At 58.0% G+C, this 10,337-nt stretch carries 13 protein-coding genes; 7 read left to right on the forward strand and 6 right to left on the reverse strand.

The genetic code is table 11. The features are described from left to right. Positions 1-32: 32 nt before the first annotated feature. Positions 33-1,019: a zinc-dependent alcohol dehydrogenase family protein gene (locus ACMX25_RS10560; RefSeq protein ID WP_414949714.1), complete on the reverse strand. Its 987-nt coding sequence runs from the start codon at positions 1,017-1,019 to the stop codon at positions 33-35. A gap of 111 nt (positions 1,020-1,130) precedes the next feature. Between ACMX25_RS10560 and ACMX25_RS10565 the strand changes: the two genes are divergently transcribed. From ACMX25_RS10565 to ACMX25_RS10580, 4 genes are all read left to right on the forward strand, one after another. Further along, positions 1,131-1,985 carry a LysR family transcriptional regulator gene (locus ACMX25_RS10565; RefSeq protein WP_414949716.1) on the forward strand — a complete coding sequence of 285 codons (855 nt, stop codon included), beginning with the start codon at positions 1,131-1,133 and terminating at the stop codon, positions 1,983-1,985. Between the two features lie 676 nt (positions 1,986-2,661). Next, positions 2,662-2,964: an H-NS histone family protein gene (locus ACMX25_RS10570; RefSeq protein ID WP_414949718.1), complete on the forward strand. Its 303-nt coding sequence runs from the start codon at positions 2,662-2,664 to the stop codon at positions 2,962-2,964. A 272-nt stretch (positions 2,965-3,236) separates the two neighbouring features. Then, positions 3,237-3,668 (forward strand): MarR family winged helix-turn-helix transcriptional regulator, encoded by a 432-nt coding sequence (locus ACMX25_RS10575; RefSeq protein ID WP_414949719.1) that lies wholly within the window; start codon positions 3,237-3,239, stop codon positions 3,666-3,668. 236 nt (positions 3,669-3,904) lie between these two features. Next, on the forward strand, positions 3,905-4,339 hold the full coding sequence (locus ACMX25_RS10580; RefSeq protein WP_414949720.1) for a tautomerase family protein: 435 nt from the start codon (positions 3,905-3,907) through the stop codon (positions 4,337-4,339). A gap of 52 nt (positions 4,340-4,391) precedes the next feature. Here ACMX25_RS10580 and ACMX25_RS10585 read toward each other — a convergent pair whose 3' ends face one another. The 5 genes from ACMX25_RS10585 to ACMX25_RS10605 form a co-directional block, all read right to left on the reverse strand. Beyond that, positions 4,392-4,661: a hypothetical protein gene (locus tag ACMX25_RS10585; RefSeq protein WP_414949721.1), complete on the reverse strand. Its 270-nt coding sequence runs from the start codon at positions 4,659-4,661 to the stop codon at positions 4,392-4,394. A gap of 58 nt (positions 4,662-4,719) precedes the next feature. Further along, entirely contained in the window at positions 4,720-5,136 is a 417-nt protein-coding gene (locus ACMX25_RS10590; protein WP_414949723.1) for a MarR family winged helix-turn-helix transcriptional regulator, read from the reverse strand. A gap of 177 nt (positions 5,137-5,313) precedes the next feature. Then, positions 5,314-5,496 (reverse strand): CsbD family protein, encoded by a 183-nt coding sequence (locus ACMX25_RS10595; RefSeq protein ID WP_414949724.1) that lies wholly within the window; start codon positions 5,494-5,496, stop codon positions 5,314-5,316. Between the two features lie 331 nt (positions 5,497-5,827). After that, complete coding sequence (locus ACMX25_RS10600; RefSeq protein WP_414949725.1) at positions 5,828-6,661, reverse strand: hypothetical protein; 834 nt, start codon at positions 6,659-6,661, stop codon at positions 5,828-5,830. Between the two features lie 170 nt (positions 6,662-6,831). Continuing rightward, positions 6,832-7,428, reverse strand: a complete 597-nt coding sequence (locus tag ACMX25_RS10605) for a nitroreductase family protein (RefSeq protein ID WP_414949726.1) — start codon at positions 7,426-7,428, stop codon at positions 6,832-6,834. 362 nt (positions 7,429-7,790) lie between these two features. Here ACMX25_RS10605 and ACMX25_RS10610 point away from each other — a divergent pair, with 362 nt between their 5' ends. Genes ACMX25_RS10610 through ACMX25_RS10620 form a run of 3 tightly spaced genes read left to right on the forward strand, consistent with a single transcriptional unit; the run spans position 7,791 to position 10,294 of the window. Further along, positions 7,791-8,015: an MbtH family protein gene (locus tag ACMX25_RS10610; RefSeq protein ID WP_414949728.1), complete on the forward strand. Its 225-nt coding sequence runs from the start codon at positions 7,791-7,793 to the stop codon at positions 8,013-8,015. Positions 8,016-8,027: 12 nt separating this feature from the next. After that, positions 8,028-8,861, forward strand: coding sequence for a thioesterase II family protein (locus ACMX25_RS10615; RefSeq protein WP_414949729.1), 834 nt, complete (start codon positions 8,028-8,030; stop codon positions 8,859-8,861). Then, positions 8,858-10,294: a cupin domain-containing protein gene (locus tag ACMX25_RS10620; RefSeq protein ID WP_414949730.1), complete on the forward strand. Its 1,437-nt coding sequence runs from the start codon at positions 8,858-8,860 to the stop codon at positions 10,292-10,294. Before ACMX25_RS10615 ends, ACMX25_RS10620 begins: the two co-directional genes overlap by 4 nt. Positions 10,295-10,337 lie beyond the last annotated feature (43 nt).

Here is a 10,337-nt window from a genome sequence, read left to right on the forward strand (position 1 = left end):
TCGCGGCCGTTTTGCTTAGCGCGCCTTAGTCGCTATTGAACATCGACGACTATTTTTCCCTTGGCGGTTCCGGCTGTAATAGCCTGATAAGCGAGGTCCGCGCTAGCCAGGTCGAAACTGCGGGGATCCACTCGGGGCACGAGCTTTCCCGCTTCGGCGAGTTGAGTTGCTACTTGCAACATTGCGCCATGGTGCTCACGATGTTTGCCCGTTAGCAGCGCGGAGAGCGTGAATACGCCTGAGTACGTTGCTTCGCGGAATGACAATGGCGCCAAGCTGTGCGTGCCCCAGCCGAGCGCGCTCACGACACGCCCGCATTGTTTGACCGCTGAGAACGACGCGTCCAGCGTCTCTCCGCCAACCGTGTCGGCCACCAGGTCGAAGCCTTCCCCGTTGGTGTATTCCTGAACGTATTGCTCGACAGAATATTCTCGATAGTCGATAGCAGTCGCGCCATAACGTGCTACGAGTTCGGCGTCGCCTTTGCTCACCGTTGCAAAAACCCGCGCGCCTAACGCTTGCGCGAGTTGCACGGACAGATGTCCGACACCGCCTGCTCCGCCTTGGACAAGCACTGTTTGCCCCGCTTTCAATTGCGCCCTGTCCACGATTCCCTGATAAGACGTGATGAAGCCAAGCGGCAGGGCTGCGGCCTCTTTCATCGACAGGTTAGAAGGCTTTAACGCGATCAGACGCGCATCGACTGCTGCGAACTGGGCGAGCGAACCCTGGATGCCGCCAACGCCGCCAGTCATTCCGTACACCTCATCACCCACCTTGAACTGAGCCACGCCCGGCCCGACTGCTTCGACCACGCCCGCCATGTCGATACCCAGCACCAACGGCAGCGGATGCTTCGCATGCGCCGCGCTACCGGCGCGAATCTTGGTGTCGAGCGGGTTCAAACCGCTGGCTTTGATTCGCACCAGCACCTCTCCGGGTCCGGCGCTTGGGCGAGAGAGTTCCGTCAGTTCAAGCGGCCCGTTATAGCGGTTCAGAACCAGCGCTTGCATGTTCATGGTGTTTCTCCCGCCGATTGAGCGAATTTGCTTGATTCATATTCGTCCATGCGGGAAATTACGGCAATCGACGTTATTGCACGGCGACCAAACGTTTATGCATGAGGTGAAATGGACTGGAGCGATGTTCGGATTTTCCTGGCGATTGCGCGCACGGGTTCGCTTGGCGCAGCCGCAAAACAGGCCGGTCAAACACAGCCGACCATGGGTCGCCGTCTGCGAGCCCTCGAATCAGCAGTTGGCCAAACCTTGTTTCAGCGCACGACGGATGGCTTTGTCCTGACCGATGAAGGGTCAGCGGTCCTGATGCACGCGGAGCGTATGGAGGAGGATGCACTCGCGTTCGAACGCTCGTTGGCCGGCAAGGAGAAGCATCTGACCGGCGTGTTGCGGGTTTCATCGTCGGACTGGTTCGGCATTCATGTCCTGACGCCGCTCTTCGCCGAATTCCTTAGAGCGAATCCACACGTAAGCATCGAACTCGTGACCGATTCCCGCCAATTCAATCTGGCAAGGCGCGACGCGGATCTGCTATTTCGCATTACGCAGTTCGATGAAGCCGACGTGATCCAGCGCAAGTTCAGGCATATGGACTACGCGCTTTACTCTCCGGTCGACATGGTTCCGCCGCTGGCGGGAGACGGCGAAGGGTATAACCTCGTCACCATGGACAGCGCATTTGGAACGCTACCGGATGTCGAATGGCTCAAACGCCTGCTACCGAAAGCGCACCTTGCGTTTGGCAGCAACAACCGCGGCGCCCAAGCCAGGATGTGCGCGGAGGGAGGCGGACTGGCGGTCCTCCCTTGCGCGCTCGGCGACAATACGACCGGCATACATCGCATTGATCTGGGAGAGTCGCCGCCCGGTCGCGACGTCTGGTTCGGCTACCATCGCGACCTGCGCCGGCTTGGAAGGCTGAGGGCGTTGCTTGACCTGGTTATTGAGCGCTTGGCGAATGGGTGAAACCGCTGGTTGGGTTTATTGTTCTACTTGATTTTGCGACCTTGTTAGTGCGATCTCATGCTTTCATTTAGCTTCCTGCGCGTCGATGCTTAAATGCCTAAGATAAGGCAGGCGGACAGAAGCGCGAAATGAGTCCCGAATATTGCCGGGATGCCTAATGCTCCCGTGATGTGTCCCGCTTGAAGACCATTGCCTGCTGAACGATCGCCCGCTTGCGGATTCAGTTTCCGAATTCATTCCCCTTAAGGAGTCGGCGTTTGCGCCAAACGGATTGTTTCACTAGATTCAGCGCCTGACGCTGCGCGCAAGATATCGTTAATATCGACGACTGGATCAGTTGGGCCGAGCGTTGTATTTGTATCTATATCGATCCGCAAAGTCGCGGTTCCAAGTCGATTTGGCGTGATGGGCGTACACTACCGCTGGTTCAGTGAAGAGGCGCGCGGGAAACCCCGCGCGCAGGCAGCACCTCTCGAATCGTCGGCTGATAGGCAACTATCGTTAGCGGCGTCACGGCGACTGAAAACTCTGACGAAGTTCGCTGCCCGGTTGAAGACAGCCGCGCAGCCACGAATCGCAACTAAAACGCGCCTTTTCCTGCTTCTGCCTTCGCGGATTAATACGCACTCGAACACCCATACAACTTCAAAGAACAATTTTTATAATGCAAACGGAAATGCCCACCCTTAAAGAATTGCTCGCGCAACGCGAAGCGCTTCAGGACCAATTGAACGTCGCGCGACAGCGCCAGGCCGAAATCGTCCTCGCTGAAATAGTCGCAAAGATGGGCGAATATAAGATCTCGCTTGCCGAGCTGATGGGACACCACACGCAGGTCAAGACGATCGCACCGGTAGCCGCTACAACCGGCGTACCCAAGTATCGTGATGCGGTGAGTGGCGCGACCTGGTCTGGCCGCGGCCGGGCTCCCCACTGGATCGTCGATAAAAACCGTAACGAATTCCTGGTAGATGCCTGAAAGAATTTGGGTGGCACGTTAGATCCCGCTAAAGACGAGTTGACGCCATTGCCCCGTTGTCGATAAACGAGCGGGGCGGCGCCGCATGTTCTGATTGACGCAACATTTCCGTGATCTGGCATTGACGCACTACGCGAGATGCGAGCTATACTAAAGCAGTTGCATATGCATCTTATTTGACGCCAGTGATATTTCACCGGCGCTAAGAGGGCGCTTAATTGCGGTATCGCAACGGCTTGGGAATATCCGCCGCTAATCGAATCTGGAATGTCATGTTCACGGACTGCTACTGCACACAATTCCGCCGCTCGGCAAACGCTCTAACGAGCGTCTACGACGATGCGCTCCGGCCAATCGGATTAAAAATCACGCAATTCTCGCTTCTTCGCGCGCTCGAGCGACTAGGATCGGCGACCTTCACTGAAATCGCGGTGGAAGCGGCGCTCGACAAGACCACTATCTCGAGGAACCTCAAGGTCCTGATCGATGCCGGCTGGGTCAAGGTTGGCAGCGAAGAAGACGCGCGATTCAAGGTGGCCACGCTGAGCAAGGAGGGCTTGAAGATGCTGCGACGTGCGGAGCCTCATTGGCAAGTCGCCCAGAAGCAGGTTGAAAGCGAAGTTCAAAAGTTCATGAAGGGGCCAGCCAGCAAGCGGCTTTTGGAAGCGCTCGAAACGCTTCAAGATGTCGGGCGAGCGGTGTGACCCTCGTCTCGGCGTCGATTGACGGTTGGTTCAATCGACTTTCGGGTTAACGCGTGTATCTGGCCGGTTCTGCGAGCAATAGGATGTAGCTACGACTATCTTGTAAGGATTTATTCGTCTGATTGGTTGTAGCTGCAACTGTATGTGACTGGGTCTTATCAGTTGTCAAGTGGTTGTATGTGCAACTGATAAGCCGTAAAACGAAAGCGTGTTTTTCTCGCGTAAGGATGATCTATATGCCTACCTATTTTGTTTCCGCCGCCACCGGGTGCCTTTCCGCCGATGCAAAACAACGCATAGCGCAAGACATCACGCGGATCCACAACCAGGCCACCGGCGCGCAGTCTTTTTTCGCTCAGGTGATTTTCAACGACGTGCCTCAAGGCAACCACTTCGTGGGTGGAAGTCCTCTTCGCTCGGAGCAGATTTTCGTACACGGACACATACGCGCGGGTCGCACCGCTGAGCGCAAGCGTGAGTTGCTTGAGGGCATTGTCGACGCGATTTCGAAAACCACGGACGTTGCCAAGCGATACGTCTGGGCTTATATATCGGAACTGCCTCTGGCGCAGATGGTCGAATACGGGCATGTTTTGCCGGAACCCGGTACTGAGCAAGACTGGCTCTCATCGCTGCCCGCTGAAGACCGCGACTACATGCAAAGCATTTGAAAAGTCTGCCGCATGCGCCGCCTTTATACCAAAGACGACGATCGATCGATGTTCATCGCGAGCATTGATCGATCGCTTGCACCAGCGAATCCTGCAGCGCCGGGTCCTGGAAAAATGCGTCAAGGCTACGATGTTCATCGTTTGCGAACGCCTGAAGGCACCGTGCATAGTTTGCGCGGTTGCCTGAGACAGAGCAGGCAAGCGCGACCAACAGCGCTGCCATTCCAAGGGTTGCCATAGCGGCGCCGGCGGCGCGGGCCGCCGACCATCGCCACCCCATGTGCTTTTCAACCACGGCCACGCGACGTAATTCGCTATTCATTTTCTTGCCTCCATTATGATTAGCAAGACAACTATTTGACCTTAAAAAAGCGTTGGACTTACGCCAATGCTTTCCTTACGCCGTGCATGGATGTGACCGCCGATTCGAATAAATCCGGGCCGATTTTTGCGCGCAAGGTTCGTGCAATTTTGGCGCTCGCGTTGTTGATTGGCCGATCGAGCGCCAGACCGGATGGAGTGGGATGGACCGTCCACTCCCGGCCGTCTTCCTTGGCTTGACGGCGTTCGACGAGTTGCTTTTCGCAGAGGCTGTCGATAAGTCTGGTTGCGGTGGGCCGCGCTATGCCCAGGATGTCGGCCACCTGACTGCTGAGGCAGCCGGGCGTAGCGAGTACGACTCGAAGCACAAATCCCTGTGGTGGCGTTAGCCCGAATTCTGCATACACAACGGTCCACTCCCGCTCGACGAGGCGGGCGAGGGCAGCTGAGTTGAAGTAAAGGCAGTGATCGAACATGACCGCATTAAATCACAAAGTAGTTAGCAAGGCAATTAGTTAAGGGCTTCTTGTCGCAGTAGGAATAGTCGGAGCATGAGGTCCGAGGCGCCTTCTTGCGACGGTGCGCTACACCGAGGCCAGGAGCAAAAAAAAGCCGACCGGAGCCGGTCGGCCTTTAGCGCGCACATTACCCAGTTACTTCCTGAATATGTCGCGTACGGTGTCGGCTGCCTTGCCGACTTTCGACTGAACTTTGCCAGCGACTCTTTCGGAGGCGCCTTCCGCTTGCGTCGTCTTGTTGCCCGTGATCTTGCCGATTGTTTCCTTAACGGAGCCGGTCACTTGTTTCGCTGCGCCTTCAACCCGATTCTTATCCATGACGTTTTTCCTCTAGAGAGCTTGCGGTAGCGACGTGCCAGATGTACGTCGAGCGATGATTTCCTTCCTGGCTTCTTGCATTTGCAAAACCAGCGAACCCTCATCAGGGTCATTCACTTCAATTGCCGACCATCGCAAATGGAATCTGCCAAATGCGTTTGAAACGCCAATGAGCGGCGTGAGTTATGTATAAGGGACAAACCCACGCGCAACCTGTAAGCGCAGGAAGCAAGACGCACAATTCGTTCCCGGAATGGATCGAGGTAGGTCCACAACGCTTACTTGCAAGTCGGATCAAGCAAAGCGTAGCCGCGTCCACCACAAGCAAACCTCACCCATCATTTCGCTTACTCCATCCAAAAGCGAAAATGGTGCTTAGCGGTGTCGAGCTGCAAACCGACGCACACAGTTGCCCCGGCATAGGCAGGTCAAACACATGCCACGGCTCGCTCTTGGGAACACTAGCCAAAGCCGAAACGGATTCGCCTAACGCAAGGCTTGAATGATCGATAGCCGAGCGATGTCCGGCAGCGCTAAGCAAACTATTATCGCGCGCTCGCTGCTTGCTAAAGCGCAAAGCATCCGAAGGTGGCGAAGCGTGACCCGGCACCCGGCCCGCCAGCGATGCATCGTCATCGGATGCCATCTTGTACGAAGGAAGCGACGTCCCCAAACCCAGGTAACTGGCGCTGATGCCAAGCATGATCCAGACGCCGGCATAAGCCACGTCGGCGCATAAAACCATGTTCCCGGTGGCGTCTTGCGCGAACATCCGGCCCCGGGTGTCGTCGCGCAACTCAACCGTATCAGGTTGGCAGCCGAGCATCCGGGCCACGGCCAGCCGCAACACCGCGCGGCTCGATATATACCGGTAGCGCAGCGCGGGACTGGGCAGCAAAGCCGCGCGCCGTGTTTCATCCTGCGTCAGCCACTGCGCGGAATCCTGCGCGCTCACGCGTTGCCACTGGCTGCGAAACCGGAATACAAAGATCTCGCCCGGAGCCGGCGCGCATGGATCGAGCGAAAGCGTTTCGTTCATGCGCAACGGCAGGAATTGCGGTTGTGTTTCATGGACGGGCGGCCGGATTGGTGTATCGAAGTCATCGATAAAATCCCGCCGCGATGTCTGCGTCAATGAGCGCTCAGTCAATAGACCCGTGGGCATGGTAAGTACCGTTTCGGCGAGAGGGTATGCGGCGGCGGATCAAACGCGCTCACGCCGAACCAGCCCGGCGGATTGCCGGACGTTCCTCTCGAGCCGATGAGGGATAGGAGCACGAACGAAAATGGCGTAGAGCTCGCCGTTTGTTATCGCACCAATTCTGTCGGCCACCTTCAGGCGCAGGCTTCGAGCCATTCAGTCACATAGCGATCGCTGGACGGCCGCTCGACCGCACGCACACCGTCTGGCGGCGTGCCGACAAACAAAAATCCAAGCAAACGATCACGCTCGGTCAGCCCAAGCGCGCGGTGCATTTGCGGCTCGTAACTATCTGGACCGGTCGCCCAGAATCCACCAAAACCAAGCGCATGAATCGCGTTCAGCATGTTCATGGCCGCGGCCCCGACGGACAGCAATTGCTCGACTTCAGGCACCTTCGTCTCGCGTGTCAACGGCACCACGAGCGCAATCACAACGGGCGCGGCCAGCGCGCGGCGGCCACGATGTTCATGCGCTGAACGCGGTTCTCCGGGAGCCCGGGCGCAAGCGAGATCGACTAGCAATTCACCGAGTTTCAGGCGCGCGTCGCCGCGAATCAGCACGAAGCGCCACGGTCGTAATGCGCCGTGATCAGGGGCGCGCAGGGCGGCATCGAAAATCTGTTGAAGCTGGGAACCGTCGGGCGCGGGTTCGGCCAGCGGCCAGTAAGACTGGCGTGTCATCAGCACGTTCAGGGCGTCTTCCTTGACACCGGGGTTCATCGTTTCCATGGAGTGGTCCAGGCTTTCTCAAGGCATCCATGATCGCCAAAAACTCTCCGTATTGCAAATGATTCTCAATAACTTGATTTTGTCATCTTAGATGCCTATGCTTCGGTCCTGTTCACAATTTTTAAGATTTCACCTCGCTTGCGAGAGTTCTTGGCGCACATCTGGCTGCGGTCCAGCGCGACTCGCAGGTACCGCCAGCGTGCCTCAACGTGCTTGGACAAGCCGCACGGTGAAGCGGCCGCACTCTCATTCGGGCTCCGAGCCCGCTGCGGCAACGCTGATAAGCAATCTTCAAAGCGAGCTTTGCATCAGACGATTTAAGCTGTAATAATAGTCATTCTCATTCGCATTAAGGAGTTTCCATGAACTGGGGCGACGAAAACACGACCTACAACGTGGTCATGAATCACGAGGAACAGTATTCGATCTGGCCGGACTACAAGACGCTGCCCGCGGGCTGGACGTCCGTGGGTAAGACCGGCAAGAAGGACGAATGCCTTGCGTACATCGACGCCGTGTGGACCGACATGCGCCCGCTCAGCCTGCGTCAAGCGATGGCGGTCGATGCCGGCGCCAAAGCGGCCTGAGACAGGTAGCGGATGAATGTCACGCTGATCTGTCTGCCGTTTGCCGGAGCAAGTGCGGCGGTTTATCGGGAGTGGCGCACATTGTTGCCATCGTGGATACGCCTTCACGCTCTGGACTATCCGGGTCACGGCGCCAAACGCGCGCAGCCCGCGCTGCATCGCTGGCCGGACGTGGCAGACGCATTGGGACGCGAAGCCTTGCCGGCAATAGAGGCAATCGAGGGACCGTTCGCGATCTTCGGCTACAGCATGGGCGCGCTGGCCGGTCTTGAACTGGCGCACTGGTTGCGCTGCGACCATGGCCTCATGCCCGTGTGGTTCGGCGCAGCGGCGTGCGCAGCGCCTGCCTGCCGGACGATCGACAAGACCTGGCTGGATTCCAGCGACGAAGCGCTGATCGATGAGCTCCGGCGCCTTGATGCAACGCCAGAAGAGTTGCTCGGCGATCGCGGCTTCCTTGATCTTGCGCTGCCTGTTCTTCGCGCCGACTTTCATCTGTGCGCGACCTATGTTCGTCCAGGTAATGCATTGCGTGCACCGCTCGCATGTCCGTTGCTGGCGTTAGGCGGTAGATACGATTCGTTATCCGAACAATCGGAGAACCTGTCGGCATGGAAGCACGAGACATCGGGGCAATTTACTCAACGCTTAATCGACGGCGGTCATTTTTTCATCGATACGGCACGCACTGAATTGATCGATGCAATCGTGACTTCGATCAAGGACGCGCTGACGCCTGCGGCCTCCGCGAACCCACGTTGCCACGCTGGCGCCTCAAACGCAGCTTCACGCACTGCAATCATTGATTCCGCCGGCGCGGCCGGTCCAAGGAGCTTTCATTCATGACGTTTTCTCATCCTGCTCTATTCGACTTCGAGCCCTTTGCCGGACGAAGCGAAGAGTTCGTGGCGCTGATCAGGCAGTTCGCCGCCGCGCATCCGTTTCGCAGCGCCACCGTTGATGAATTACTGCTCGACGACGACTATCATCGCCGGCCGTTGCGCCCTGAAGATTTCGAATTTCTCAAGTTCATGAAGCCAGTGCGCGCCGACAACGTCAGCCGGTTGCCATCGCTGGCGTCGAACCGTACGCTGCTCTCGATCTATGAACTGGAGGCCGCACGCATGCCACGCAGCGGCGAGGCTGCGGACTGGGAGCGCTTCACGGATTTCTATCGCGACGACGTCAGGACGCTGGGCGCACAGCTCACGCCGTTCCTTGAAGCGTATGCGTTTTCGTACTTGAGCAATGCGACACCGGCAGGAGAAAGCGTGGCCCCTGCGAGTGCGCGGCTTGCACGCATCATCGACGATGAAAGCACGTTCTGGGATACAACGTTTGCGCGCCTGATGCGCAATGACTATCTGGAAGAAGGGCTGCGTTTCATCATGGTGCAGCGCTGGGCGCTTGCGCTGTCGAAGCGGCGCGCGGTGGCCCGTGCGGCGGCGAATGGCTATTTCGACGCGTTGCCGCAAGACGCGCGGCCGACACTCGAAGGCGACCTTCCCGACGACGCGTTGCTGCATCGTGTAGCCGCAACATGCGGTGTAACACGTCAGCAGCATGCGTACTGGCAGTTCTATCTGCCGACGAGCATGGCCAAGACCAATTTACTGTATGCGCTTGCCCGGCGTCCGGATCGCGCATTTGCGCTGACCGGCGCGGTGTTTGCGGCCGAAGCCGAGTGGCTGGCTTTCGGTCTCGCGCTCGAGCGTGCATGCGCGTGGCTGCAGCCAGCGGGCCGGCGACCCGGCGAAGCCGAAGCGCGCAAGGCTGCGTTGGTCGGGCGTTTCGCCACCGCGCTGCAAACCGTGGCAGATCGCTTCGGCGATACCGCATTCGAGCAATGCGTGTCGGGCGCGATAGCGGGCGAACGTCTGGCGGAACGCGGCCGTTGGGATCTCGGCGAGCAGTTGCAATGGCTCGGAGCGATCCCTCAGTACTGCGAGTTCGCACGCCGCATCAGCAAGCGGATTGATGCCGAGTGCCCCGATATTGACCGCGAGACGTTCATCGAGCCGCATGAAATGTGTTCGACGACGCATGTCCACAACGACCATCGGCTCGTCACGATTCAGGAAGGCGACATGCTGTTCTGGGGCAACGTCGGCATGCAGCTCAAGATGCACGAAGGCGACATGGTCCTGATTCCCGATGGCCGCCTGCATGGGTCGACGGTGGTGTCGGGTGAGTGTACATACCACCAGCCGATCATCCCGGACGACTGGGTGCAGGCACTCGTTGCCGAGCTGGATGTGGAAACGTCCGCAGTGCGCTAGCCGCGCTGAACAGCATCAAGCGGAGTGAGATGCACTTCGCTGT

This window comes from Caballeronia eucalypticola (genome assembly GCF_047608185.1).
In the GTDB taxonomy this organism is placed as follows: Bacteria; Pseudomonadota; Gammaproteobacteria; order Burkholderiales; family Burkholderiaceae; genus Caballeronia.

Coding starts and splice junctions, on each gene's coding strand:
- ACMX25_RS10605 (WP_414949726.1), bottom strand. CDS start 7,428: ATGGAAACGATGAACCCCGGTGTCAAGGAAGACGCCCTGAACGTGCTG.
- ACMX25_RS10590 (WP_414949723.1), bottom strand. CDS start 5,136: ATGTTCGATCACTGCCTTTACTTCAACTCAGCTGCCCTCGCCCGCCTC.
- ACMX25_RS10570 (WP_414949718.1), top strand. CDS start 2,662: ATGCCCACCCTTAAAGAATTGCTCGCGCAACGCGAAGCGCTTCAGGAC.
- ACMX25_RS10620 (WP_414949730.1), top strand. CDS start 8,858: ATGACGTTTTCTCATCCTGCTCTATTCGACTTCGAGCCCTTTGCCGGA.
- ACMX25_RS10575 (WP_414949719.1), top strand. CDS start 3,237: ATGTTCACGGACTGCTACTGCACACAATTCCGCCGCTCGGCAAACGCT.
- ACMX25_RS10580 (WP_414949720.1), top strand. CDS start 3,905: ATGCCTACCTATTTTGTTTCCGCCGCCACCGGGTGCCTTTCCGCCGAT.
- ACMX25_RS10600 (WP_414949725.1), bottom strand. CDS start 6,661: ATGCCCACGGGTCTATTGACTGAGCGCTCATTGACGCAGACATCGCGG.
- ACMX25_RS10595 (WP_414949724.1), bottom strand. CDS start 5,496: ATGGATAAGAATCGGGTTGAAGGCGCAGCGAAACAAGTGACCGGCTCC.
- ACMX25_RS10615 (WP_414949729.1), top strand. CDS start 8,028: ATGAATGTCACGCTGATCTGTCTGCCGTTTGCCGGAGCAAGTGCGGCG.
- ACMX25_RS10560 (WP_414949714.1), bottom strand. CDS start 1,019: ATGAACATGCAAGCGCTGGTTCTGAACCGCTATAACGGGCCGCTTGAA.
- ACMX25_RS10585 (WP_414949721.1), bottom strand. CDS start 4,661: ATGAATAGCGAATTACGTCGCGTGGCCGTGGTTGAAAAGCACATGGGG.
- ACMX25_RS10565 (WP_414949716.1), top strand. CDS start 1,131: ATGGACTGGAGCGATGTTCGGATTTTCCTGGCGATTGCGCGCACGGGT.
- ACMX25_RS10610 (WP_414949728.1), top strand. CDS start 7,791: ATGAACTGGGGCGACGAAAACACGACCTACAACGTGGTCATGAATCAC.